General features: G+C 42.1%; 25 protein-coding genes. 9 read left to right on the plus strand and 16 right to left on the minus strand.

Going from position 1 to position 23,516, the window contains the following annotated elements:
- Positions 1-42: 42 nt before the first annotated feature.
- Both PSH50_RS18770 and PSH50_RS18775 read right to left on the minus strand, forming a co-directional pair.
- Positions 43-777: a spondin domain-containing protein gene (locus tag PSH50_RS18770; protein ID WP_273609980.1), complete on the minus strand. Its 735-nt coding sequence runs from the start codon at positions 775-777 to the stop codon at positions 43-45.
- 11 nt (positions 778-788) lie between these two features.
- Positions 789-1,490 (minus strand): spondin domain-containing protein, encoded by a 702-nt coding sequence (locus tag PSH50_RS18775; RefSeq protein ID WP_024032094.1) that lies wholly within the window; start codon positions 1,488-1,490, stop codon positions 789-791.
- A 181-nt stretch (positions 1,491-1,671) separates the two neighbouring features.
- On the opposite strand from PSH50_RS18775, the gene PSH50_RS18780 reads away from it, so the two are divergent.
- Both PSH50_RS18780 and PSH50_RS18785 read left to right on the plus strand, forming a co-directional pair.
- Complete coding sequence (locus PSH50_RS18780) at positions 1,672-2,037, plus strand: DUF4870 domain-containing protein (protein ID WP_024032093.1); 366 nt, start codon at positions 1,672-1,674, stop codon at positions 2,035-2,037.
- Positions 2,038-2,092: 55 nt separating this feature from the next.
- Positions 2,093-2,527, plus strand: coding sequence for a YqaA family protein (locus PSH50_RS18785; RefSeq protein WP_024032092.1), 435 nt, complete (start codon positions 2,093-2,095; stop codon positions 2,525-2,527).
- 2 nt (positions 2,528-2,529) lie between these two features.
- Here PSH50_RS18785 and folX read toward each other — a convergent pair whose 3' ends face one another.
- From folX to ycaO, 7 genes are all read right to left on the minus strand, one after another.
- A complete protein-coding gene (gene folX / locus PSH50_RS18790) occupies positions 2,530-2,886 on the minus strand; it encodes a dihydroneopterin triphosphate 2'-epimerase (protein WP_029774035.1) in 357 nt (118 codons plus the stop codon).
- Between the two features lie 2 nt (positions 2,887-2,888).
- Positions 2,889-3,443 carry a GTP cyclohydrolase I FolE gene (gene folE / locus PSH50_RS18795; RefSeq protein ID WP_004589001.1) on the minus strand — a complete coding sequence of 185 codons (555 nt, stop codon included), beginning with the start codon at positions 3,441-3,443 and terminating at the stop codon, positions 2,889-2,891.
- A gap of 24 nt (positions 3,444-3,467) precedes the next feature.
- Positions 3,468-4,187, minus strand: coding sequence for a dihydromonapterin reductase (gene folM, locus PSH50_RS18800; protein WP_273587967.1), 720 nt, complete (start codon positions 4,185-4,187; stop codon positions 3,468-3,470).
- A gap of 117 nt (positions 4,188-4,304) precedes the next feature.
- Positions 4,305-5,141 (minus strand): ammonia-dependent NAD(+) synthetase, encoded by an 837-nt coding sequence (gene nadE, locus PSH50_RS18805; RefSeq protein WP_055255384.1) that lies wholly within the window; start codon positions 5,139-5,141, stop codon positions 4,305-4,307.
- Between the two features lie 69 nt (positions 5,142-5,210).
- Positions 5,211-5,837, minus strand: a complete 627-nt coding sequence (locus tag PSH50_RS18810; protein ID WP_055255385.1) for a YceH family protein — start codon at positions 5,835-5,837, stop codon at positions 5,211-5,213.
- Positions 5,838-5,878: 41 nt separating this feature from the next.
- The gene (locus PSH50_RS18815; protein WP_273587968.1) at positions 5,879-9,241 is read right to left on the minus strand and encodes an ATP-binding protein; all 3,363 of its coding nucleotides are present in this window, start codon (positions 9,239-9,241) and stop codon (positions 5,879-5,881) included.
- A 114-nt stretch (positions 9,242-9,355) separates the two neighbouring features.
- Positions 9,356-11,116, minus strand: coding sequence for a 30S ribosomal protein S12 methylthiotransferase accessory factor YcaO (gene ycaO, locus PSH50_RS18820; protein WP_273587969.1), 1,761 nt, complete (start codon positions 11,114-11,116; stop codon positions 9,356-9,358).
- Between the two features lie 146 nt (positions 11,117-11,262).
- Here ycaO and PSH50_RS18825 point away from each other — a divergent pair, with 146 nt between their 5' ends.
- From PSH50_RS18825 to PSH50_RS18840, 4 genes are all read left to right on the plus strand, one after another.
- On the plus strand, positions 11,263-13,548 hold the full coding sequence (locus PSH50_RS18825; protein ID WP_273587970.1) for a penicillin acylase family protein: 2,286 nt from the start codon (positions 11,263-11,265) through the stop codon (positions 13,546-13,548).
- A gap of 58 nt (positions 13,549-13,606) precedes the next feature.
- Positions 13,607-14,455, plus strand: a complete 849-nt coding sequence (locus PSH50_RS18830; protein WP_273587971.1) for an MBL fold metallo-hydrolase — start codon at positions 13,607-13,609, stop codon at positions 14,453-14,455.
- An 88-nt stretch (positions 14,456-14,543) separates the two neighbouring features.
- Positions 14,544-16,076, plus strand: a complete 1,533-nt coding sequence (locus PSH50_RS18835) for a bifunctional GNAT family N-acetyltransferase/carbon-nitrogen hydrolase family protein (RefSeq protein WP_273587972.1) — start codon at positions 14,544-14,546, stop codon at positions 16,074-16,076.
- Positions 16,076-16,393, plus strand: a complete 318-nt coding sequence (locus PSH50_RS18840) for a multidrug efflux SMR transporter (protein WP_004588993.1) — start codon at positions 16,076-16,078, stop codon at positions 16,391-16,393. The genes PSH50_RS18835 and PSH50_RS18840 overlap by 1 nt, the downstream gene beginning before the upstream one ends.
- Before the next feature lie 81 nt (positions 16,394-16,474).
- Here PSH50_RS18840 and PSH50_RS18845 read toward each other — a convergent pair whose 3' ends face one another.
- On the minus strand, positions 16,475-17,353 hold the full coding sequence (locus PSH50_RS18845; protein ID WP_273587973.1) for a DMT family transporter: 879 nt from the start codon (positions 17,351-17,353) through the stop codon (positions 16,475-16,477).
- Between the two features lie 254 nt (positions 17,354-17,607).
- On the opposite strand from PSH50_RS18845, the gene PSH50_RS18850 reads away from it, so the two are divergent.
- Positions 17,608-17,991, plus strand: coding sequence for an MAPEG family protein (locus PSH50_RS18850; protein WP_273587974.1), 384 nt, complete (start codon positions 17,608-17,610; stop codon positions 17,989-17,991).
- Positions 17,992-18,064: 73 nt separating this feature from the next.
- On the opposite strand, the gene PSH50_RS18855 is transcribed toward PSH50_RS18850, so the two are convergent.
- The 3 genes from PSH50_RS18855 to PSH50_RS18865 all read right to left on the minus strand — a co-directional run bounded on the left by PSH50_RS18855 (position 18,065) and on the right by PSH50_RS18865 (position 20,450).
- Positions 18,065-19,276, minus strand: coding sequence for a M56 family metallopeptidase (locus tag PSH50_RS18855; protein WP_273587975.1), 1,212 nt, complete (start codon positions 19,274-19,276; stop codon positions 18,065-18,067).
- 9 nt (positions 19,277-19,285) lie between these two features.
- Positions 19,286-19,660 carry a BlaI/MecI/CopY family transcriptional regulator gene (locus PSH50_RS18860; protein ID WP_004588989.1) on the minus strand — a complete coding sequence of 125 codons (375 nt, stop codon included), beginning with the start codon at positions 19,658-19,660 and terminating at the stop codon, positions 19,286-19,288.
- Positions 19,661-19,757: 97 nt separating this feature from the next.
- Positions 19,758-20,450, minus strand: coding sequence for a pseudouridine synthase (locus PSH50_RS18865; RefSeq protein ID WP_273587976.1), 693 nt, complete (start codon positions 20,448-20,450; stop codon positions 19,758-19,760).
- Between the two features lie 90 nt (positions 20,451-20,540).
- Between PSH50_RS18865 and PSH50_RS18870 the strand changes: the two genes are divergently transcribed.
- Together PSH50_RS18870 and PSH50_RS18875 are read left to right on the plus strand one after the other, a co-directional pair.
- Positions 20,541-20,846 (plus strand): DUF6482 family protein, encoded by a 306-nt coding sequence (locus PSH50_RS18870; RefSeq protein ID WP_004588987.1) that lies wholly within the window; start codon positions 20,541-20,543, stop codon positions 20,844-20,846.
- 37 nt (positions 20,847-20,883) lie between these two features.
- On the plus strand, positions 20,884-21,291 hold the full coding sequence (locus tag PSH50_RS18875) for an N-acetyltransferase (RefSeq protein ID WP_273587977.1): 408 nt from the start codon (positions 20,884-20,886) through the stop codon (positions 21,289-21,291).
- A gap of 15 nt (positions 21,292-21,306) precedes the next feature.
- Here PSH50_RS18875 and PSH50_RS18880 read toward each other — a convergent pair whose 3' ends face one another.
- Genes PSH50_RS18880 through PSH50_RS18890 form a run of 3 tightly spaced genes read right to left on the minus strand, consistent with a single transcriptional unit; the run spans position 21,307 to position 23,516 of the window.
- Positions 21,307-21,663, minus strand: coding sequence for a HopJ type III effector protein (locus PSH50_RS18880; RefSeq protein WP_096040956.1), 357 nt, complete (start codon positions 21,661-21,663; stop codon positions 21,307-21,309).
- Positions 21,664-21,683: 20 nt separating this feature from the next.
- Positions 21,684-22,784: a retropepsin-like aspartic protease gene (locus PSH50_RS18885; RefSeq protein WP_273587978.1), complete on the minus strand. Its 1,101-nt coding sequence runs from the start codon at positions 22,782-22,784 to the stop codon at positions 21,684-21,686.
- 24 nt (positions 22,785-22,808) lie between these two features.
- Positions 22,809-23,516 (minus strand): HAD-IA family hydrolase, encoded by a 708-nt coding sequence (locus PSH50_RS18890; RefSeq protein WP_273587979.1) that lies wholly within the window; start codon positions 23,514-23,516, stop codon positions 22,809-22,811.

The following is a 23,516-nucleotide window of genomic DNA, read 5'->3' on the forward strand; positions in this document are numbered from 1 at the left end:
AAGGGACATCCGTGTCGCCTCACATCCCCATTACAAGCTGTTTTACTGTGTACGAGTGATCACGATTTTTGATACTGGGTTATCAAACTTATGTTCAGCACCTAGTGCAGAGGTTGATAAGCCATCTTGATTAGACACAACACCTGGGTGCATTGTGATTATATCGGCAATATCGTCGCGTATTTCGTTAAACCCTTCGCCGCCAGCAGCGGGACCAGGCACAGTGTCAGCTGTTTCTGTATTTGCTTCCGTACCTGCATCGTAAACGGGCGTCGTTCGTGATATTGAACTGCCTACTTCCAATGTTGATACATCTACAGAACTAAGACCGGTAAAAGCGTCATTTGTATTCCCAAGCATGGCAGCAAAAGATAAATTAAGAACATCTTGTGCATCAACTAAAAGGGTTACAGAGGTTGTTTCGCCAGGGCCAATACCACCTTCAGCCGAGACTGAAGCAAGTGCATTTTCATCGCTAAGGTACTTTTCATTAGCGCCGCTTTCTGCAATCATTTCTAAACCAACAGAAGCCGTCTCACCAAATTTCCATGGTGGGGTTTCATCAAATGCAATGACCGAGAGTGGTGATAGTGGTTGTCCAGCCGTTAAGTTACTAAAAGTGATAGTAAACTCATAAACAACAGGTTCGGGCTCTACAACAACCACAGGTTCTTGATCTTCAATAGAGTCGTTATTATCGTTATCGCCACATGCGGCTATTGAGCTGGCTAACAGTAAAATAAGCGCACTTTTTTTAAAATTAGAAAGAGATGACATAATTAACTCTCCTATTTAACCGTCACAGTTAATTTTGCAACGGGGTTTAACCATCTGTGTACAGTGTTATTCAAATCACTGTTTCCACCTTCTAGGTCATCATCGCCAAGGGCACCCGGGTGAATGTGCACCATCGTATTTGTATCGCCAGTTGTAATACCTGTACCGTTAGTGCCTGCTTGGCCGCCCGGCGCAGCAGGGATACCTAATACACCAGGTGCACCCGAGCCTTCTACTACAAGTTCGTTATTTGCTTCTGTACCTGCATCATAACCATTGAGGTAAACAGTATAGGTGCCTGCCTCTGTTGGAACTTTCCAGCTATCAAGGCCTACAAAGCCATCATTGGTTGGCAGTAACATAGCCGCTACAGATAGGTATTCGTTGCCATCGGTAGTTGTGAGCTCTGCTGTTGCAGATGCCGCGGGTGCTAAAAGGCCTGCCGCTGGGTTTTCTGCAATATCGCTGCTCGATGCTGACGCTTGAGTAACAAGTGCTGATATATCGCCGCCTTCAGCCATTGCTTGCAGTGCAGCAGAGGCTTCGGTTGCGACTTCAAATAATTTATCTTCGCTATCGTGTGCTGTTATTAGTACCGGTGTAAAGTAAAGGCCTTTAGTAAGGTTAGTAATTTCTACTTCTAGCTCTGCTGCCAATGTTGATTGGCTAGCTACTGCTAAAAGGGTTGCAACTGTAAATGCTGAAGCTTTCATTATTATTTCCTGTAAGTGATGATTCAGGCTAAGTATTGAATAACCACCTCAAGAAACTCTCACAAAGTTATCACTTTTTTATCACAGCGGGTTAGGGCGTGTTATTTAACAATATAGCCGCCTCTATATAGACACCTGCTCAATAAAAAGGCAGTATGTATTAACTAATAAGGAGAGCGTAATGGAAGAAAATCAACAGCTTGAGCCGTTATCAAAAGACGAAAAAACATGGGCTATGCTTTGCCATTTAAGCGCTGTAGCCGGTTTTGTTATTCCGTTTGGCTCTATACTTGGGCCATTAGTGGTATGGCTTATTAAAAAAGATGAAATGCCAATTGTCGATTTACACGGTAAAAAATCGCTTAATTTTCAAATTACTATGGCTATAGCTTACTTTGTATGTTTTTTACTGGTATTTGCCGTAATCGGCCTCGTTTTGCTGCCTTTAGTGGCTATTTTTTCTTTTATCATGGTGGTTTTAGCCAGTATTAAAGCCAACGAAGGGAAAGAGTTTAATTACCCACTGAGTCTAAATTTGATAAAATAAATGACGACCCTTTAATAAACCCAGCTGTATGCTGGGTTTTTACTTTAAGTACTTAATGCTTTATATCACCTTATTTTTTAGTGCGTTTGTGTCCGCTACTTTATTACCAAGTTCTTCAGAAGTGGTACTTGTTACCATGATAAGCCAAGCAAAAGCTAATCTGTGGCTGCTGTGGTTAGCCGCTACTTCAGGTAATGTATTAGGAAGTTGTGTTAATTATTGGTTGGGAACTCATGTGCTGCGTTTTAAGCACAAAAAGTGGTTTCCGGTATCAGCCAAGGGACTTGAAAAAGCGCAATCTCAATTTAAAAAATATGGGGTATATAGCTTACTGTTTGCTTGGCTGCCGATTGTTGGCGACCCACTAACGGTAATTGGCGGCATATTTAAAGTGCGTTTTAGTCTGTTTTTATTATTAGTAAGCATTGGCAAAGGCGCGCGGTATTTAGCCGTTATTGCCCTTGCCAGTGGTGCACAAGCGGTTTTGTAAAGTTACTTTGACCAATCAAGCGTGAGCGAAACTGAGTCGGCAAAGCGCAGTGCATGCGGTTTATCTACTCTGGCTTTTGCGTAATGTACGCTTGGGTGTTTGTGGCATACTGCAAGTATTTCGGCAACCAGCTTTTCAAGCAACAAAAAGTGCCCTTGCTCTACTAGGTTTATCACCTCTTTGGTGATCACTTTATAGTTAAGCGCTTGGTCCACTTCGTCTGTTTTACAGGCGTCATCAGCAGGGTAGTGAATTTCTAAATTAATCACTACATCTTGCTTTTTTTCCCGTTCCTCTGGGTTAAAACCAATAAATGTACGTAAGCGTAAGTTGGTTACGTTAATAATTGCGTTGGCCATAATTAACCCTTAATAAGCTGTAAAAACTCGTTACGCGTTTTAGAGTCACTTCTAAAGTTACCTAGCATTACAGAGGTACGCATGCTTGAGTTTTGCTTTTCTACACCGCGCATCATCATACACATGTGTTTAGCTTCAACAATAACACCTACGCCTTTAGCGCCGGTTACTTCTTCAACTGCTTTTGCAATTTGATGAGTAAGCTGCTCTTGTATCTGAAAGCGGCGCGCAAACATATCAACAATACGTGCAAATTTAGATAAGCCTAGTACTTTGCCATCGGGAATATAAGCAATATGGCAACGACCAATAAAAGGTAATAGGTGGTGCTCACACATAGAGTAAAGCTCTATATCTTGTACAAGTACCATATCGTCAGCGTCTGAGCTAAATACCGCATTATTGGTAATTTCATCAAGCGTTTGACGATACCCTTTGGTTAAATACTCCATGGCTTTTGCTGCACGTTTTGGTGTATCGAGAAGACCTTCTCGGCCTGCATCTTCACCCACAGCGGTAATAATATTTTGGTAGCTTTGCTTTAAATCGTCATGCATAAATTTCTCAGTTTAATGTGTGTTCTACTTTAAATGGCGGCCGCCATCAACAGGCAAAGCGCGGCCTGTGATGTAGTGGCTGCGCAGTAATAAATCAATACTATTAATAATTTCTTGGCAACCTGGCTCTATACCCATAAGAGATTTTTTAAGGGTTTTAGCACGGTAAGCCTCGTCATCGTGCTGATTAAAAATAATCAACGATGGCGCAACCGAATTCACCTTTATGTTTGGTGCGTACTTAGCGCTAAACGACTTGGTTAAGTTATCAAGTGCAGCCTTACTTGCGGCATAGGCAATGTGCTTTGGGCTACCTGTTTCAACAACGTAATCGGTAAGATGAATAATGTCAGCCGGTGTGCAAGCATCAGCTTGGTATGCCATTAATAGCTGTGCACAGGCATTATTAATTAAATACGGTGTTTTGGCATGAATGCGCATCATGTTATCAAACAAACTCGAAAAATCAGGGTTACTGGCTTCGCAGTCCCAGCTAGAGGCATTGTGCACAATGGCACGTAAAGAGTGAGTTTGCTGTTTGAGTGTTTCAATAAAGCTAGCTATACCAGCATCGCTGCTAAAGTCGGTGTGTATACATACGGCGCCTTGTTGTTCTAAGTCGTCGACTGCATCGTGGCGCGTACGATAGGTAATAATAATAGCTTGGCCTTGCGATAAAAAGTGCTTAGCAAGCGCAAGGCCAATACGTTGACCAGCGCCTGTTATTAAAATAGGAGATGTCATGTAATGCAGTTTTCTCTTTGGCAGGCGTTAAAATTAACTATAAATCAGTTTTTTGTTTTACGTAACATTACGGCGAATAGATCAGCTAGTGCATACGCAGCACTAGCTGTTTAGCCGTTATAAATCATCGTAAATAGTCGGAATGGGTTGGCGCTTATGCTGAGTGCGAACATAAATATCAGTTAGCTTTTGCTCAACCTCTGCAGCCACCGGTTTGCCTTCTAAAAAGTCGTCAATTTGATCATAGCTCAGTCCTAATGCTTCTTCATCGGTGAGGCCTGGGCGGTCACTTTCTAAATCAGCTGTTGGGGCTTTTGTTACTAATAGCTCAGGCGCACCTAAGGCAGTTGCAAGTGCGCGAACTTGACGTTTTGATAAGCCAAATAACGGGGCTAAATCGCATGCGCCATCACCAAATTTGGTGTAAAAACCAGTAATGTTTTCAGCGCTGTGATCGGTACCCACAACGAGGCCTTGGCAAAAACCAGCTATTTCGTATTGCGCTACCATGCGTTGGCGTGCTTTTACATTACCTTTTACAAAGTCAATTTTAGCTTGCTCAGGTAGCTCTTCACCACTGCCTACTACCGCCGCCATAGCTTGCTCGTGTAATGCATCGGCAGCAGGTTTTACGTTGACGGTCATGCGTTTACTTGGCTTGATAAAATCAACGGCCATTTGCGCTTCGTCTTCATCTGCTTGTACACCGTATGGCAAACGAACCGCAATAAATTGGTACTTATTAGTGTTTTGCTCTGCGTTTAGTTCATCTACGGCTAATTGGCACAAGCGCCCGCAGGTCGACGAGTCAACACCGCCGCTAATTCCAAGCACTAGCGATACACTATGGGCTGCCACTAAACGTGCTTTTATAAAGTTAACTCGACGGGTAATTTCGGCGTTTACATCAATAGTTGGCTGAACTTTCATTTCAGCCATAATTTCGGCGCGCATGGCCAGCTCCTCGTTATTTAATAAGTTGTTTTTAAATAGGCTTACATTATCTGGTTTAGTGGTTATTAATTAAAGTCCTAAATGTGCTTTTATACGGCTAAGCTCGGCTTTTAGTTCCTCAATTTCTGCAAGTAACTCGTTAATTTCATCGTTTTTAACTTCTGCGACTTCTGTAGCTGGCACTGGGCTTGGCGCTACTGCTGGGTCAGCAAAAAGGTGCATGTAGCGGCTTTCTCGTTTGCCAGGCTCGCGCTCAAGCTTTGTTACGTAGTCATCTTTTGCTAACGCGCTCAGGGCAGTTTCTACTTCGCTAACGTTTGTAAAGTCAGCTAGGCGAGCGCTGCGCGTTCTTAGCTCACCGGGTGTTTGTGCGCCGCGTAACAGCAGTAAACATATAATAGCCCGTTGCTGCGTGCTCCACTGTAAGCTACTAAATTCTGTATTACAAAAACGGTGATCGTATTTATTAACTCGTCCCGAAAGCCCTTCGTCTAGCGTTACAAGGCGCTGACTTATAAGCTCATCAAGTGTTTGTTGCACCTCACTTTCGCTCAAGTTTACAACCGGGTCTCGATTTGATTTTTGGTTACACGCATTCGTCAGTGCGTTCAACGACAGTGGATAATGCTCGGGTGTAGTGCTTTGTTTTTCTAAAAGGCAGCCAATAACGCGCTGCTGATTTGCTGATAAATGCATGGCTTTTCTTTATTAGTAAACAGTATTTTTAGCTTACACCTTTATTGTGTACCAAGCCATTGTTGTAATTTAGGCTCTAGTGCTGCGGAATCTAAAGGTTTGGTTAAATAATCGTTCATTCCTGCATCGAGGCACTTCTCTTTGTCGCCCTGCATTGCGTTTGCCGTTAAAGCAATGATTGTAATATGTTTATTATGCTTGCCCGCTTTGCCTTCGCGTATAGCTTGCGTGGCTTGGTAGCCATCCATCACGGGCATTTGGCAGTCCATTAAAACTAACTGGTATTTTTTGTCTTGGCTGCTGTTTAGCTTATCTAGTGCATCTTGGCCGTTTTGTGCAATATCAAAGGTAAGCCCAACTTGTTTTAACAACGCTGAGGCCACTACCTGATTTACTTTGTTATCTTCGACTAAAAGCACTTGTGCGTGCGCTGATATTTCTTTGGGCTTTTCGGTTAACTCATTTTGCAGTTGTGCTTGGCGCTGTTGTTGCTCAATGAATTTATCGTTAGTGAGTGAATCAAATAAATCTGATGGGGTGAGCGGTTTAAATATCAGACAATCTATATTTATGCCAATATTGTTATGCTCTTGCGAATAACTCATCGGTGCCATAACAACCAGTTTGCTTTGCTTGGTGGTTACTCTGTTTTTTAATGTATTTATTTGTGGGTGCGCAGCTTGCTCAAAAAAATGATAATCGACTAATAATGCATCTGGCTGGGTATCGCAGTTATCAAAATAATTAATGATGCCGCTATAGTCATTTAAAATATTAACGTGTGCGCCCCAAACGCGTAATTGTTTGGCGGCAATATTGGCGTTAAGTGTGCAGGCATCAATAATTAAAATATGTTTGTTATTAATTAAGTGGCTGGGTAAATCTTGCGCTTTAGTTAAACGGGGCTGTATTTTTATAGAAAACGAAAAAGTACTGCCTTCATTTAGCATGCTGGTTACGCTTACTTCGCCTTCCATGAGTTCACAAAGCTGCTTAACAATAGCTAGGCCAAGGCCTGTGCCGCCAAACTGGCGGGTGGTTGAGGCATCGGCCTGAGTGAATGAGTCGAATAAGGTTTTTTGTTTTTCTGCGTCTATTCCTATGCCGGTATCAATAATAGAGCAATGTAAAAAACTGCCATCGGTGGTTTCATCTATCTGCGCGGTCACCAGAATTTGCCCATCAATAGTAAACTTAACGGCATTGCCAATCAGGTTATTTAAAATTTGACGCAACCTATTCGGATCGCTAATTATTTCGCTGATAGTAATTTGGGTGGCATCTAAAATGAGATTGGTATTATTTTGCTCCACTTTAAGCGCAAACGACTCAACAACTTCACCAAGTAATTTAGGTAAGTTAAATTGCACATTTTCTATATCAAGTTTACCTGCTTCAATTTTAGAAAAGTCTAAAATGTCGTTAATTATATTTAACAGCGACTGAGCTGAAGATTGTGCAAGCTCAATATGGTGCTCCTGCTGTTGGTTGAGCTGAGTGCGCTTGATAATATTTAGCATGCCCAGTACGCCGTTCATGGGGGTTCTTATTTCGTGGCTCATACTGGCTAAAAATTCACTTTTAGCCATTACAGCTTGCTCTGCAGCCTCTTTGGCGGTGACTAGCTGTTGCTCTGTTTCAATACGTTGCTGACTTGAATGCAAGCTGCCCACGAGGGCGGCTACAGCAATTAAAAAGCTTTCTTCGTTACGTGACCACGGGCGCATTGAAGCACATTGCTCAGCGCATACTATGCCAATGGAGCCACTTCCCGCCGGTATGATTGCGCACAGCATGGCATTAATATTGAGCGGCGCAAAGTAATGCGCTTTAAGGGGTTTTAGTAGAGGGTGATTTTGGGCATCACTGGTGCTAAACACAGCGTGTTTTTCTATGGCTTCAAAAAAATCAGGCGCCTCTTTTTTAAGCCATACCGCATTATTATTACCCATTCTGTTTTCAATATTATGAGATGCTATAGGACTCAATGAGGTTTTTGAGCTATTAAAAAACCAAATACTGGCTTGCTCAATGTTTAATGCATGGCAAATAGATTCAGTAATAACTTGTTTAGATTGGCTTAATTGGCCACTTAAAATAAGGTCGTTGGCTGTAAGCGACGCTAAAATTTCGTTATGTAGGGCAATTTTGCTGTTTTCAAGTTCAATGCGCTTACGGGTATCAATATTTTGCAATGAGCCAAATATTCTTACACAGCGCTCGTTTTTGCGCTCAGCTTCACCATGAATAAGCACCCACATTTCGCGCCCTTCAGAGTCAATTACTTCAAGTTCGGCCTCGTAACTTTTGCCTTCTTTAATTGCAGATTCAACCAGTTGAGTGATACGTTCTCTGCTTTCACCGGCTTTAAAGTAATTTAAGTTTGTAGGCCAAGTAGGCTCTTTGTTTAGTGGGTACTTAAAGATTTTTTTGGTCATATCTGACCAATACACTTGTTTGGTTTCTAAATTAAATGACCACGCCCCAATTTGGGCAAGATCACTCATTGCCTCCAGCATTTTTTCGTTTTGTTGCTGGCGGTTTAGCATTTTTAAAAAGAATAAGAACGCCCATATTAGTAATCCGCAAATAATTATAATGGCGATTCTAAGCGGCCATATAGTTGAAGGTGCAGGGCTCCAACCTTCTTTAGGGGCTACGTATAATTGCCAGCTTCCCCCTTGAAAATTGAGCGTAAAATCAAGCGGCTCTTGTGAGGTTATATTGTTATTGCCATAAAAAAACTCGCCTTTTTTTCCTAAACCATGACGCCCTTGAATAGCAATGTTGTAGTTTTTTTCAAGCTCTTTTATGCCTGAGTTTTTGTATACTTTTTCAATGTCGAGCACTACCGATAATAACCCCCAAAAGCGGTTTTCGGGCGGAATATAAACAGGCACTCTGGCAATGAGGGCAATGTCGCCTTGCACTAGTTTAAGTGGCCCTGCCATAACAATAGTATTGGTATCACGGGCTCTAATGGCATCTAGGCGTTGGTTTTTGTTTTCTAAAAAGTTTAAGCCAATGGCTTTTTCGTTACCTTTTAGTGGGTAAGACATACGAATTATCATGTCGGGCGCACCACCAATATGGCGCAGCTCACTGGAGGTTTTAAATAAAGGCGCGGCAATTTGTTCAAACCGTGCTTGTTGTAACTCAGGTTCAGCTGATACAGCAACCGCTAATCCACGAACTAGCTGAATGTTTGATACCAAGGTGGCCTCTAGTTGTGCACGGTATGTACTTACTTGAGATAAAATTTGTAGGCGGTGGGCGTCTTTTGCGCGATTGTAGTTAATTCTATCCAATACAATGCTCACTAGTATTATTAGCGTAAGCGATAACCAAAAGGTCAGCTTATAGTTGCTGGTAGTGTTTTTTTTGTTGTTATTTTTTGGCGGCATTGGCTAAGTCATGCTGTTATTTTAGGCAATTTAACTATAGCTAATTTATTGTATAAATAAAAACGGCGCTGATAAATTAGCGCCGTTTTATTTTTATAATTAGTAGTTTAACTATTAAACATCGGTTACTTCACGTGCCCAATGGTTTTGCTTAGCGACATGTAACTTACGGTAACCATCAAGTAGTGCTGCATGCTTTTTAAAGCCTTCAAGCGATAAACCAGGGAAGGTTAAACCATTAAATAATTTACGGCCTTCTGCTATTTCAATAGCCAGCGTTACGTTATCGCTGCCAAACATTAAACCCAGTGCATCTTGGTAGTCGGCGTAGTCGCGCTCGTCATCGTATTTAATTTCAAGAATGGCTTTTAAACAGCGGAAGTGGCGCATTGCATCTTCGTTTACTTGGCCTGTGTGTAGTATCCAGTCTACCCAATCAATGGCTTCTTCGTTGCCTGCGGCTAAACATAAGTGCGCTTTAAGCTCACCAATACGCAGTGTATGCCATGGTGTGTCGGCATCGGTGGCAAGGCCAATAAATTCAGCAGCACGGATAATATCGCTGTGGCCTGCTTCTTCTAGGCTGTCGTAAATGTCCATCCACTGCTGCGCATCGTACTGATCAAGCGATAGGAATGCTTCACGGAATTTAGCGCCTTCGTTGTTGTTACGCCAAATTAGTTCATCTACTGGGTAAATGTCTGACATACCTGGTACTAAAATACGACATGCATACACGTTTAAGTGTGTGTAATCCATAATGTAAATGTCGTGGCCCATGCTGTGAATTAAGTCAGTACAGAAGTTGTATTCTTGCTCTGTTGTACCGCTAAAGTCCCAATGAACAAAGTCAAAGTCGGCGTCGGCACGGAAAAAGTCATGCGAGATTAAACCGCTTGAGTCGATAAAGTGCAGCTCAATGTTTTCAGGCGTTGCAACTTCATCGTTATCAAAAGTAGCCGGTTGGAACACATCAAGTTGATCAAGGCGACGACCTTGTAGTAACTCAGTAACGGTACGCTCAAGGGCTACTTCAAATGAAGGGTGAGCACCAAATGAGGCAAACACGGAGCCATCAACAGGGTTAATAAGCGTTACGCTCATTACAGGGTATTTACCGCCAAGTGATGCATCGGCAATACGCAAATGAAAACCATGGCTGCGTAGCTCTTCACACGCCTCGTGAATTTTAGGGTATTGCTTTACAACCTCTTCAGGGACGATAGGTAAACAAATACCTTCTGCGATAATACGGTTTTTAATGGCGCGCTCAAATACTTCTGATAGCCCTTGTACACGTGCTTCAAACTTAGTGTTGCCTGCGCTCATGCCGTTAGAAACAAAAATATTACCAATTACGTTTACTGGAATGTATACGTCTTGGTTATCGCGTTGGCGTGTGTATGGCAATGTACAAATGCCGCGCTCGTTATTACCTGAGTTAAAGTCAAAAAGGTGTGAGGCATTAAGCTCACGCTCTGGGTCAAAGTAATCCCAAAGGCTCTCGTCCATTATGCCTTCTGGCACTTCATTGCCTTCAACTTTAAACCATTTCTCGTTTGGATAATGAGTAAAGTCGCTGTTTGCAAATTCTTCACCTAAGTAAAAGTCGGCAAAAAAGTAATTACAGCTTAATCGTTCAAAGTATTCACCTAACGCAGAGGCGATAGATGCTTTATCCGTTGCGCCTTTACCATTGGTAAACATAACACCGCAGTCGCTGTCTTTTATATGAACTGAATAACAGTTAGCTACAGGGTTAAGCCAAAGTGCTTCTTCAACATTGATGTTTAGCGCTTTTAGCTTGTTTTGCATGGTAGAGATAGACGATTCTAGGTCGCGGTCTTTACCTTTGATAAATGTTTTTTCAGTCATATGAGTCTCAACTAGATCTGCACAAAATGTGGAATGGCTATTATCGTGGATTTTGATGTTTATTTCACCCTTTGCGAGTAAGAACATTATTATTTAATAAAACTATGGTTATTATATGTGCAACAAATGGTGCAAAGGACAAATTAATGTTTAAAGTAATCAAATGGCTAGTATTACTCGTTGTGGTTTTAGGCTTAGCTGGTACAGCGCTTGTGTATGGCGTATTAAGTTTAAGTATGCCCACACTTGATGGTAAAGGTCAAAGTACAGCAATTAATAAGCCGGTTACTATTTCGCGTGATGCACTAGGACAGGCGGTTATAAAGGCCGAAAACCGCAATAGCGCTGCATACGGGTTAGGTTATGCGCATGGGCAAGACCGTTTTTTTCAAATGGACTTATTAAGACGTAACGCCGCCGGTGAGCTTAGTGGGTTATTTGGTAAAGCGGCCCTTGGGCTTGATAAAAAAATGCGCTTTCATCAATTGCGAAAACGCAGCCGCGCTATATTAAACACCTTACCCGAAAGCGATAAACAACTATTAAACAGCTACGCCCAAGGTGTAAACGAAGGGCTGGCACAAGTTGGCTTTGCAAGCTTTGAGTATTTACTTACAGGCGGCGCGCAAAAACCATGGCAAAGTGAAGATAGCCTATTAGTTATATTTAGCATGTACCTTGATTTGCAAAGTGCCACCTTTGAGCGAGATGAAGCTCTCATACATATTGAGCAAGCATACGGACAACACATGGTTGCTTTTTTAACACAACCTAGCCAATACCAAGCGGCGCTTGATGGCAGTAATCTTGCCCCGTTTACAGGCACCATTCCTCAACTTCCAGAGCAAGCACAGCACACGGTTAAAAATATTCAGGCAAACCAAGAGCGCGGTAGCAATAACTGGGCAGTAACCGGTGCGCATACCCAAACGGGAGCAGCCATGCTCTCTGATGATATGCATTTATCTATGGCGGTGCCGGTTATTTGGTACAGGGCGCAGCTTAATTACACACAAAATGGCGAGCAAGCTCAGGTAACTGGCGTATCGCTACCCGGCGCCCCTGCTATTGTGGTGGGTACAAATAATAAAATTGCCTGGGGCTTTACTAACGGCTACATAGACACGGCCGATTGGGTTGCTTTAAGTAACGATAATAAAACATGGCAAGTCAATGAGCCTATCGCACTGCCTAGTGGCGACGTGGACGATTACTCATTAACCATGAGCGAATACGGCCCAGTAAAATATATAAATAAACAGCCTTATGCACTTAGCTGGGCTGCACACCAACTTTATGCTGTAAACATGGATCTGCTCAAACTAGAGCAAGCCACTAGCGTAGATGATGCGCTAGATGTGGCAAGCGATGTGGGTATTCCGGTACAAAATTTAATGGTGGTAGATAGCCAAGGCAGTGCCGCATGGCAACATATTGGCGCTATACCGGCACGTAAAACACCGAGCGAGCTAAGTGTTAATGCAAGCGAATACTCACCCGAATGGCAGCAAAATGAGCATCAGCGCCCTTATGTTAAAAACCCGCAAAGTGGGCGATTATGGACAGGTAATTCGCGCGTTGTGTCGGCCACTGATAATGCACGCTTTGGCAATGGCGGGTACGCGCTAGGCGCTCGCTCGAGCCAAATTCGTGATAGGTTATTTGAAAAACAAAGCTTTGCAGAGAGCGACTTTTACGCGCTACAGCTTGATAACCAAGCCCGCTTTTTAACGCCATGGCACACATTGCTACTTAATCAGCTTAAAAAAGACAAAGCCAAAAACGCACAGTACATAAGTGCACTTGAAAACTGGCAGCAATGCGCATGTGCAAGCTCGGTAGGTTATACCTTAGTTAAACACTACCGCGGCACATTAATTAATACTGTATTTGCAAGCATGGAGAACAAACTTAATGAGCAAGACGCCACGCTCAAATATGTAAAACGCGATCTAGAACCAGCTATATGGCAGCTTATTAAGGATAGGCCGGGCTCATGGGTAAACCCTGAGTATAAAAATTGGGACGAGCAGTTATTAGGTGCATTCAGCCAAACAGTGACAGCACTTGGGGCTGAGTATGGGGATAACTTGCAAAATTGGCAGTGGGGTAAAGTAAATGCGCTTAATATTGAGCACCCGTTTGCTAAACAAATGCCCATACTGGCTAAGCTTTTAAATATGCCTATAGCGCCAGCTTTTGGCGATAGCTACATGCCCGCCGTACAAGGCAAAAGCTTTGGTGCATCGCAGCGCTTTATTGCCCAACCTGGGCATTTAGAAAACGCCATTATGGCAGTGCCCGGTGGGCAGTCGGGGCATCCGCTATCCGCGTTTTATCGTGCAGGCTTTAGTGACTACATTGAAGGTAAGCACACGCCTTTATTGCCACAAACGCTAATACATCAAATAGTGATAGAGCCAGCACGATGAACTAAATTACAGTTAATCACGTTCTATATAATCATTAATAAATCAACAGAGAACTAAAATGAAAAAAATACTACCCGCATTAATAACAGGCTTATTACTTAGCAGTGCAACACATGCAGATGAAAATCCGGTAACGGCAGAAAAACTAAGCGACAGTGTGTATGTACTGTTTGGCCAAGGCGGTAACATTGCCGCAAGTGCAGGGGAAGATGGCATTTACATTATTGATGACCAATTTGCTAAGCTTTCAAACGACATTAAAAAAACAATTAGCGATTTAAAACCCGGTAGTGCAGAGTTTGTAATTAATACGCATCATCATGGCGACCACACTGGCGGCAACGAAAACTTTGCCAAAGCCGGTGCGCATGTCATTGCGCACGACAACGTACATAAGCGATTAGAAGAAAAACACGGTGCAAACTCAGATTACCTGCCACGCATTAGCTTTGGCCACGATTTAAAACTGCATTTTAATAACGAACACGCCCATGTAGTGCACTACGCCCATGCACATACCGACGGTGATTCGGTGATATTTTTTAATAACGATAACATAGTGCACATGGGCGATATTTACTTTAACTTTGGCAGCTTGCCGTTTGTAGATGTAGATAGCGGCGGCAGTGTTGATGGAATATTAGCAGCCGTAAATGACGTTATTAAGCAAATAGATGAGCGCACCATAGTGATACCCGGGCATGGGCCGGTAAGTGACCGTTCAGGGCTGGAAACGTATGCTAAACTTGTTAAAAAAGCCAAAGATTTAATGCTAAAAGCAATGCAAAATAACGCAAGCTTAGAGCAAGTACTAAAAGCCGATCCATTGGCAGAGCTTGGCCTTGAATACGCAGGCTGGTTGCCAAAAGAGAAAGTGACTACACTTTTTTATCGCAGCTTAAAGTAGTACGCGTAACGTAAAAAACATGATACAAAGCTGAGTGTACTTTAGCGTACATTCGGCTTTTATTTTATTATGCCCAAAGGAGTTGTGTATGTCGGCAGAAAAAACCCACCTAGAAATTTGTAACTTAACAAAAGAGCAGTATCCGCAAATTAAAACCTTGATGGATCAGGCTTATCCTGATTTAGGTGGCGCGTGGCCAAGCCATACTATTTTTAGATTGATAGATCAGTTCCCTGAAGGGCAAATAGGCATTGTAGATGATGGCGTGCTGGTGGGTTTAGCACTAAGCGTGCAAGTAGACTACGCGCGTTTTTCAAATCCTCACACTTACGAAGACATAGCCGATGGGCACGACCGAGTATTTAGTGACTCCGACGGCGATGCGCTATACGGTTTAGATGTAGCAATTAGCGAAACCCACCGAGGCATGCGCTTAGGGCGCCGTCTTTATGATGCCCGTAAAGAGTTGTGCCGCCAATATAACTTACGCGCTATTTTAGCCGGTGGCCGTATCCCGCGTTATTACAATCACAGTAGTGAAATGACGCCAATGGAATACATTGAAAAGGTTGACCAAAAAGAGCTTTACGACCCAATTTTAAGTTTTCAGCTTTCTAACGACTTTCAGGTAAAACGGTTACTTAAAAAGTACCTGCCGGAGGATCAAGAGTCTGTAGGTTACGCCACCTTGCTTGAGTGGAATAACATAATGTACGAGCCAACCGACACCGTGCTCGAATCAACTAAATCGATAGTGCGTATAGGTGCGGTGCAATGGCAAATGCGCTGTGTAGAGTCGGTTGACGAAATGCTCAAGCAGGTAGAATACTTTGTAGATACGGTATCTGACTACAAAAGCGATTTTATATTATTTCCGGAATTTTTTAACGCGCCACTTATGGGTTTAGGCGATCAGAATAATCAAACCGAAGCTATCCGCTATTTAGCCGAATATACAGAAACATTTAAAAAGGCGATGTCGCGTATGGCAATAGAATATAACGCCAATATTATTACCGGCTCTATGCCGCTTGCCGAAGACGATAAAATTTATAACGTAAGTTACTTATGCCACCGTAGCGGTAAAATAGACGAGCAGCGAAAAATACACATAACCCCGCATGAACAAAATGATTGGGTGATTCAAGGCGGCGACAAAATTGCCGTGTTTGACACCGATGCTGGGCGTGTAGGTATTCAAATTTGTTACGATGTTGAGTTCCCAGAACTTTCGCGCATATTAGCCAAGCAGGGGCTTGATATACTCTTTGTGCCGTTTTGGACCGATACTAAAAATAGTTATTTACGGGTTCGCCATTGTGCGCAAGCGCGCGCAATCGAAAACGAATGTTATGTGGTTATTGCTGGTTCAGTGGGTAACTTACCTGAGGTAGAAAGCCTAGACGTACAGTACTCGCAATCGGCAGTGTTGACCCCGTCTGACTTTTCTTTTCCGCACGATGCAACATTAAATGAAGCCACACCTAATACCGAAATGTTACTATTCAGCGACCTTGATATGGATAAGCTAAAAATTCTTCATAGCGAAGGTACGGTGCGCAATTTAAAAGATCGCCGCGAAGATTTATACGACGTAATTTTGAAAAAGAGAGATGTTTAATGGCATGGGTTTATTTAGTCATTGCCGGCTTGCTTGAAATAGGCTGGCCAATTGGTTTAAAAATTTCACAAAATCCCGACACACGCTGGCAGGGTATAGTAATGGCAATTGCATTTTTAACAGCCAGTGGTTTTATGTTGTGGCTTGCACAAAAGCAAATATCAATGGGGACGTCCTACGCCGTATGGACCGGAATAGGTGCTGCGGGTACGTTTTTAGTGGGTATATTACTTTACGGTGATGCAGCCACGTTTGGCCGTATTGCTGGTGTACTCATGATTATTTGCGGTGTGATAACGCTAAAAATTAGCTCTTAAAAAGAGCGCTTAATACTCGCTTTAAAAGTTATAAGCAGCTTATAGTAGCGCAGGTTTAAAAGCCTGCGCTTTTTTATGTTCTCAATTTGGCAGTATCACCAAAATAGCGGCAATGGCTATAAGTATTAAGCCCGCGGTATCTTGCTTTTTAAGTGGCTGTTTGAGCCAAAGTACAGCAATTAGCATGGTAAAAAATACCTCTACCTGACCAAGCGTTTTAACATACGCTACGTGCTGTAAACTCATCGCGCTAAACCAGCCAATAGAGCCTACACAGCTAAAAGTACTAATTGCGGCAGTGGTGCCTTTATATTGCCAAAGTTTGCCAACAGTGTGTGGCTCTTTTAGTAATAAATAGCCAAGTAATATAAGCGTTTGTAGGCTTATTACAAACAGTAAAACCCATGCAGCTGAGTGCGGAAACAATAACCCTGAATTTAAGCTCGCTTCACGCACCCACAGCGATGTAAGGGCAAAGCTAGTACCACAGGCAAGGCCAAGTAACGCTGTTTTAGCATCAAAGTGTTTTACGCTGGTTATGCCGCTAAGTAAAAGCACCGCAATAGCGCCTAAAAATACACCCAGCCAACCAAGAAGGCTAAGCGCAGAACCAAAAAACAATACCCCTAAAATAGCCGCTACTAACGCCTCACTTTTAGCAAGCCCTGCACCTATGGCGTAATTATTCATTTTAAACAGCTTTACCATTAAGCCGGTGGCGAGTATTTGCATAACACTTGCGCCAATAACAAACCCCCAAAAGGCATTATTAAAGGTAGGCATGGCTGTGTCTTCATATTGATAAAGACCATACAAATACACTGCAGCAATAGGGCCGGCTAAAATAAAGCGCGAAAGGGTTACGCCAGCCACACTTGCATGTGCGCTTAATTTACTTTGCAGGGCATTTCGCCATGCTTGCATAAAGGCGGCTAAAAAAGTGAAAAAGATCCAGGTCATAGGGGTCGTCGGTAAAAAATAAGGTCTATAAGTTAACAATCTTTAGTTATTAATGCGATGCATTAAGGGTAATAGTGAATATTCATCACCTGCGACATTATGCCGCACTGCTTTATAGGTAAACTTAGCTATAGTAAGTATGATGTTATTGTTTAGCCGCCTGCGTATGTCATAAAACGTGTTGGCGGCTTTTTTGTGTATGTGTGTTATATGTATTGGTTAAATAACTAGGTTTTAAGATAAGAGAATAAATTATGACAACATTAGTAGTATGCGCATTACTTGCTGTATTAATGCCTTATTTTGCAAAAATACCAGTGGCCATTGCAATGGCAAAGCTTGGCCAATACGACAATAAACACCCGCGCTCTCAACAAGCAAAATTAACGGGCTTTGGTGCGCGAACGCTCGCTGCTCATCAAAATTGTTTTGAATCACTTGCAGTGTTTGCCGTTGCTATTGCGGTGATATTGGGAACTAACTCGGTAAATGCAGTAACAGAAACCTTGGCGGTTACCCATATAGTCTCGCGCACTTTGTATTGCATTTTTTATTGGTTAAACTTAGATATTTTACGTTCGCTTGTATGGTTTATTGGCTTAGGCACTGCCATTGCCATGATTGTAGTGAGTATCTAATTTTATAAGTAAAACCACAAAGCAAGCGGCCTAAAAGGGCGCTTGCTTTGTGCTCTTGAATAACTAAATAGCATTAATGCGATACTTTAATTCGCTCGATTAAATCGGTATTAGCAACCTCGCTGTTTATAGCAAAATCGAGCTGTACAAGTACATCATTAAAGCCTGCCTCAGAGATTTTATACTCCCACTTTGCCAGCGCTTCTTTAGCTGATTTATCAAAAACGTCTGACGGCTTAGATTGAATGACACTAATGTTTTTTGTTCTGCCATTGGCGGCTATATCGTACTTTAATACAACCGAGCCGCCAATGCCTTGCTTAGCGGCTTGGGCTGGGTAGACAGGTTCAATGCGTATTGTTGGTGAAATATGATCCTCTTTCGTTATTTCAGTTTGGGGCTGTTTTGCAATGGCTAAACCGCTAAGCATGCTTGTTGCCATTAGCAGTAAGCCACCTTTGGCAAGGCGAGAGTGATTGCCACTGTGCTTTATATTGGTAAGTCGTTGTAACATGGTTTTTTTATCTCCGTAGTGTGAATAAGCCATTAGGCCTGCGGGCGCTGCCGCCGCGCAGTTAACTAAGGCTTTGCTGTATAAAATGTGTTGGTGTGTGGTTTTATTGGCAAGTACCTGCTGATCACAAGTTAGCTCCTGCAAGCGTCTAAAGCTTGCGTAAGCCATCCAGGCGAGCGGGTTAAACCACATTAAAATAGTAGTCAGTAACAGCAGGGCATTTATTAGGTTATCTTTGCGTTTTATGTGCACAGCCTCATGCTCTAAAATAAGTGCCAAAGTGGCTTTATCAAACTGGGTTTTGTAATTACTAGGCAGTATGAGCTTACTTTGCAAAATACCTACCACCATTGGCGATGCAATATGGTTACTGGTATAGGTTTTAATGTGTGAGGTTAGAGTGTGTTCGCTATTAATTAAATAATTGAGCTGCAGATTTTTTATAAAGCGAATATGCACAACAAACGCTATGCTAAACAGCACTAGGCTAACCACTACATAAAGCACGGCCCAATTTAGGCCTAAGTTATTAATAAGGGGTTGGTTAGGCGTTATTAAATAATGGCTAATGGCGCTATTTTGCAGTGGCTTAATGTTACTTGGTAAGTTTGCAACCAGTAACGATACGGGGATTAGGCATACTAATTTATACACAAAGCCTGGGCCAAGCAGCCTTAAACTAAAACGCTCACATATAATAAACCCGCCAAGCATTATGCTGAGTAATAATTGCTGCTCTAGTAACCAGTTAAACAGGGTTTGAATATCCATAGCCACTCCTTACTTTTGGTTTTTTTCCCAGTCATCAATGACCTTTTTTAACTCGTTTATATCTTGTTGCGAAAGCTGCTCTGATTTAGCAAACCCGCTTACCAGCGGCGCTATGCGGCCACTAAAAAAGCGCTCAATAAAGTTTTTGCTTTCTTTTAATGTGTAGTCGGCGCGCTCCATACAAGGAGTATAAATATATTGGCGGCCGTCTTTTTCAAAGGTCAGTGCGCCTTTTTTAACTAATCGACCCAGTAGGGTTTTAATGGTTTTTTCGTGCCATTGTTTATCATCGCTTAAGCGCTCAATAATTTGGCTGGCGGTTGCTGGGTAATTAATCCAAAGCGCATCAAGCACGTCGAATTCTGCTTTTGATAACTCAATCATTTTATTGCCTACAAATGTAATCTTTAAATTAAGACTACACCTGTAATCTATTTTTGCAAGGTTATTTTAACTTTTTTGTGCGCTATTTAAACGAAGGTTAGATTTTTGAAATATCTGTTTTATTAATTTGTATATAGTGGTTTTCAGGTAGGTTTAGTCTTGAAAGAGCAAGTTCGCTAAATTGTGCCCGATATAAATCAATTACTTTAAAGCCGCAGTACTGCGCCATTTTACGTATTTGTCTGTTAAGCCCTTGCTTTAAAATAATACTAAACTGGTTGTCAGCTATTTTTGTTACTTCACACGGTAAGGTTACTTGTTTATCTACGGGGATTCCTGCGGCCATTTTTTCACAAAACGCATTATTAATAGGTTTATTTACTGTGACTAAATAATGTTTCGGCTGGTGGAAGTCAGGGTGAATAAGTTGATTACAAAAATCTCCGTCGTTGGTCAAAATAAGCAATCCGCGAGAGTCTTTATCTAATCGGCCAATGGGGTAAACCCGAGTGAGGGTAGGTAAATGGTGAATAAGGCTGGCGGGGTCATTTTCATTTAATTTGCAGTCAATACCTATAGGTTTGTGATACGCAAAATAAACTAAATCGGCAGCCCCTTTTACTGCTTGGCCATTAACTATTACGTCGTCTTGCTCATTAACGTGATCAATATGATTAGCAGGGCGATTATTTACCGTTACTCTCCCATCATCTATTAAGCGTGATGCTTGTTTTCGTGAGCACACACCAGCGTGAGCAATGTATTTAGCGAGTCGAATTTTATTGCTCATAAGCTTAAAAGGCAGTGATGTAATAATTTGATCGCGATTATAGCAAAGGTGCGTATCTATAAAGTTACTTTTTATTAAAAGGCGATTGTTATGGGTATGAAATTTTCTGAGTTAAAAAAGCACGAACCATTACAAAAAGTGGTCGCGCACTCCCTTGAAATGGCGCTCTATCAAGTGTCTGTCATTATAAATAACGTAGAGTATTACGTTACTGAAGAAAATGGCGAGTTTGTAAAAGCGCTCAGCCCGCTGCATATTCAAAAACGTTTTGAAAAAATAGCCTACGCCGAAATGGTACTGCGACATACTAGCGCTTACGATGAAATGTGCGGCCAACCCGAGAAAACAAGCAGCAATCTGCTAGAAGTACCTTATGGAAAAAATAACCTTTTTTAATTAAGTTTGTTAATATTCGCTTTTTAAGACGCGTAATATGTACCAATTACGAGCTGATCATTCCGACGCATTAAGCTCTTCACTGCGTAGTGAAATAGTTGAATTTAACGCGCAGCATTTTGATGCGGCTAAAGTGCCATTAGGCTATAAATTTGTAGATGAAAAAGGCAGCTTAATTGCGGGCGTGAGTGGTTATGTGTTTGGTAATTGGCTAATGATTAACTGGCTTTGGTGTAGCGATACCGCGCGGGGCAAGGGGTTAGCAGGCAAGCTTATAAATGCGCTTGAGCTTGCTGCTATTGAGCGCGGCGCTAATACCGCACAGCTCGATACACTCGATTTTCAGGCCAAGCCTTTTTATGAAAAGCGCGGATACGTGGTTAAGTATCAGCTTAACAACTATCCACGCTCTGGTACGCGTTACTTTATGGAAAAAGCGCTTTAATTTAGTAGCTTAGTGTTATTTCTCTTTTAGTGGCTCACCATCAAAGCTCAGGCCTAAAAATGGAGTCGCTTCTGGCGCTAACATAAACGTGCGAATGTTCATGTGATCATCGCCTTTAGGGTTTTGTAGTACGTCTTCGCGGTAAAACTTACCAAAACAATCCAATGTATTTTGCTTGCTTAAATCGTTTAATTTAGCAAACGCAAAAATTTTACATGAGCCGTTGTTCTCGCTTGCAGAGCTAAGTAAGCCGTGGTTATTAAATCCACACGCGGTAAAATCGTAATTAGCTTCTATTACCGCCATGGTATCGCTAAATTGTATGCTTTTAGGGTTGTCTGCAAGTTGCTGTAAAAAATCGTTTAGGGTCATGTTTTTTCCTTAAATTTAAATTATTTAGCACTCAACTCTAACTCATCTGTTTGTTGATTTATATTAAATTTATATCTAGATAAAAAGTTCATTCCTAACAAACCTTGGCCGCGGGTGTTTTCAATACTGAGCACTTCAAAACCGTAAATAGTTTGCATCCCTACTTTAAACGACTCAATTTGGTAGCGTTTTACTCTAATTTGCCCATTCGCCGTGTTTACGGTTACATCGCCTAAATACAGTGGTCTGGGTGAAAGTTGGTTAAGCACGTCACTCGAAAGAGAAGTAATACTTGCGCCGGTATCTATCATTAGCTCTGTTTGGATTGAGCTATTTAGCTCGGTGCTAATTAAGTAATGTGCGCCGTAGGGGGTAAGCGCAATAAAGTCATCTTGCGATTGAGCTTTCTCTATCATTGCGTGTAAGGCAGTTACTTCGGCTTGTAGTGGGTGATTTGATGGCATGCGCTCAATAGTTGTTAAGGCGCTAATAAAGTCCTCTAGTTGATAATAAGCATGAGCGAGTGCGTATAAAAAATGGCTATTGTCGTTTTGATAGTCGAGCCAAATTTGAGTTTGTTCAATAATTGTTTGCCAATTTTGCTGCTCACTCAAACTATGCAGTTCGTTAGTCGTTAAATGCACAAGGCGCCTATCTACAGGGCCTTGTTGGTGCTTATTTAACAATGGGTAGAGCTCAAATAGCGCAATAATTGCGTTTTGCCGTTGCCCGCTTTTTACTAGGTAATCTACGTGTAAAGTGAGTAACTCGGTATTGTAAGGGTCTTTATTTAAAAGTGCATTTAACAATGACTGGCTAAGCGGTAGGTTTGTGTTTAGCCATTGCTTTAGTTGTGCTACCCACGAAGCGTATAAAGTATGTGCTTTTTTTGGAGCGTTTAGATTTAGTTGCTGATACGTATTTAGAGCATCATCAAATTTGTGTTGTGTAAATTGCTGTTGAGCTTGGCTGAGCAGGTTACTTTTTGGCGCTTTGATGCTCTTGCCGCTGTGGATTTTTTGTGTGCCAACTACAGGCTGTTTTTGTGGCCACAATAAGTAAGCGTTTAGGCTAAGCGAGCCTATTAATAGCAAGGTAATTAGCTTGGTATAATGGCTCATTGCAACCTCTTCGTTCTATTTAGGCTATTTGATAAAGTGCGCTAAGGCATGAATATTCGCAATTTCAACATCGGCAAGGCCTTTGTAGTGATAAGCCGCACCTTGGTCGTTTAACCAAACCGATTGGCAGCCTGCATTATTAGCGCCTTGTACGTCGGTATCTAGGCTATCGCCAATGTGTAAAATTTCACTTTTAGCCACGTTTAAGTGTGCGGCGGCTTTATCAAACAGTGTACCGTGGGGCTTGGCTTTACCGTGCATACCAGCTTGCAATACTAGCGCAAATTTATCGCATAAGTTAAAGCGCTCAATTTCAACATTGCCATTGGTTATTGCAACCAGCGTAAAGTGCTGGGCTAAGTTATCTAGCAGCTTTAGTACGTCGTCGGTTACCACTATTTTACTGCGCGCATCGGCAAAGGCGTTATAGGCAGCATCGGCATGATGCTCTACCTCTTGCTCATTTAAATCTAGCTTTGAAAGGGCTAAGCGTAGCGTATGTTGGCGCCATTTAGTTACATTATCAGCAAGCTCAGGTAACTGTATTACGGCCTCATTGCGGCATTGTTGCCAGTATTTTGGGCCTTGTTGTAAGTAGCTGGGTAGCGCGTTTAAGTAATCTTGCTGGGCTTTAACCGCGGCTTTTATTATGGGGTGGTTGTTATACAGTGTGTCGTCTAAATCAAAGCTCATAACTGAAAAAGGGCGAGGAGCACGATTAAATCGGATCAT

The organism is Pseudoalteromonas sp. Angola-7 (assembly GCF_028599255.1).
Taxonomy (GTDB): domain Bacteria; phylum Pseudomonadota; class Gammaproteobacteria; order Enterobacterales; family Alteromonadaceae; genus Pseudoalteromonas; species Pseudoalteromonas atlantica.

What these genes read in the sequence shown, in the direction of transcription:
- PSH50_RS18890 (WP_273587979.1), bottom strand. Translation starts at nt 23,516, where the DNA reads ATGATCCGATTTAATCGTGCTCCTCGCCCTTTTTCAGTTATGAGCTTT.
- PSH50_RS18870 (WP_004588987.1), top strand. Translation starts at nt 20,541, where the DNA reads ATGGGTATGAAATTTTCTGAGTTAAAAAAGCACGAACCATTACAAAAA.
- PSH50_RS18845 (WP_273587973.1), bottom strand. Translation starts at nt 17,353, where the DNA reads ATGACCTGGATCTTTTTCACTTTTTTAGCCGCCTTTATGCAAGCATGG.
- PSH50_RS18840 (WP_004588993.1), top strand. Translation starts at nt 16,076, where the DNA reads ATGGCATGGGTTTATTTAGTCATTGCCGGCTTGCTTGAAATAGGCTGG.
- PSH50_RS18880 (WP_096040956.1), bottom strand. Translation starts at nt 21,663, where the DNA reads ATGACCCTAAACGATTTTTTACAGCAACTTGCAGACAACCCTAAAAGC.
- PSH50_RS18875 (WP_273587977.1), top strand. Translation starts at nt 20,884, where the DNA reads ATGTACCAATTACGAGCTGATCATTCCGACGCATTAAGCTCTTCACTG.
- PSH50_RS18810 (WP_055255385.1), bottom strand. Translation starts at nt 5,837, where the DNA reads ATGCATTTATCAGCAAATCAGCAGCGCGTTATTGGCTGCCTTTTAGAA.
- PSH50_RS18830 (WP_273587971.1), top strand. Translation starts at nt 13,607, where the DNA reads ATGAAAAAAATACTACCCGCATTAATAACAGGCTTATTACTTAGCAGT.
- PSH50_RS18835 (WP_273587972.1), top strand. Translation starts at nt 14,544, where the DNA reads ATGTCGGCAGAAAAAACCCACCTAGAAATTTGTAACTTAACAAAAGAG.
- PSH50_RS18775 (WP_024032094.1), bottom strand. Translation starts at nt 1,490, where the DNA reads ATGAAAGCTTCAGCATTTACAGTTGCAACCCTTTTAGCAGTAGCTAGC.
- PSH50_RS18780 (WP_024032093.1), top strand. Translation starts at nt 1,672, where the DNA reads ATGGAAGAAAATCAACAGCTTGAGCCGTTATCAAAAGACGAAAAAACA.
- nadE (WP_055255384.1), bottom strand. Translation starts at nt 5,141, where the DNA reads ATGCGCGCCGAAATTATGGCTGAAATGAAAGTTCAGCCAACTATTGAT.
- PSH50_RS18860 (WP_004588989.1), bottom strand. Translation starts at nt 19,660, where the DNA reads ATGATTGAGTTATCAAAAGCAGAATTCGACGTGCTTGATGCGCTTTGG.
- PSH50_RS18885 (WP_273587978.1), bottom strand. Translation starts at nt 22,784, where the DNA reads ATGAGCCATTATACCAAGCTAATTACCTTGCTATTAATAGGCTCGCTT.
- PSH50_RS18785 (WP_024032092.1), top strand. Translation starts at nt 2,093, where the DNA reads ATGCTTTATATCACCTTATTTTTTAGTGCGTTTGTGTCCGCTACTTTA.
- folE (WP_004589001.1), bottom strand. Translation starts at nt 3,443, where the DNA reads ATGCATGACGATTTAAAGCAAAGCTACCAAAATATTATTACCGCTGTG.
- PSH50_RS18865 (WP_273587976.1), bottom strand. Translation starts at nt 20,450, where the DNA reads ATGAGCAATAAAATTCGACTCGCTAAATACATTGCTCACGCTGGTGTG.
- folX (WP_029774035.1), bottom strand. Translation starts at nt 2,886, where the DNA reads ATGGCCAACGCAATTATTAACGTAACCAACTTACGCTTACGTACATTT.
- PSH50_RS18825 (WP_273587970.1), top strand. Translation starts at nt 11,263, where the DNA reads ATGTTTAAAGTAATCAAATGGCTAGTATTACTCGTTGTGGTTTTAGGC.
- ycaO (WP_273587969.1), bottom strand. Translation starts at nt 11,116, where the DNA reads ATGACTGAAAAAACATTTATCAAAGGTAAAGACCGCGACCTAGAATCG.
- PSH50_RS18815 (WP_273587968.1), bottom strand. Translation starts at nt 9,241, where the DNA reads ATGCCGCCAAAAAATAACAACAAAAAAAACACTACCAGCAACTATAAG.
- PSH50_RS18855 (WP_273587975.1), bottom strand. Translation starts at nt 19,276, where the DNA reads ATGGATATTCAAACCCTGTTTAACTGGTTACTAGAGCAGCAATTATTA.
- folM (WP_273587967.1), bottom strand. Translation starts at nt 4,187, where the DNA reads ATGACATCTCCTATTTTAATAACAGGCGCTGGTCAACGTATTGGCCTT.
- PSH50_RS18850 (WP_273587974.1), top strand. Translation starts at nt 17,608, where the DNA reads ATGACAACATTAGTAGTATGCGCATTACTTGCTGTATTAATGCCTTAT.
- PSH50_RS18770 (WP_273609980.1), bottom strand. Translation starts at nt 777, where the DNA reads ATGTCATCTCTTTCTAATTTTAAAAAAAGTGCGCTTATTTTACTGTTA.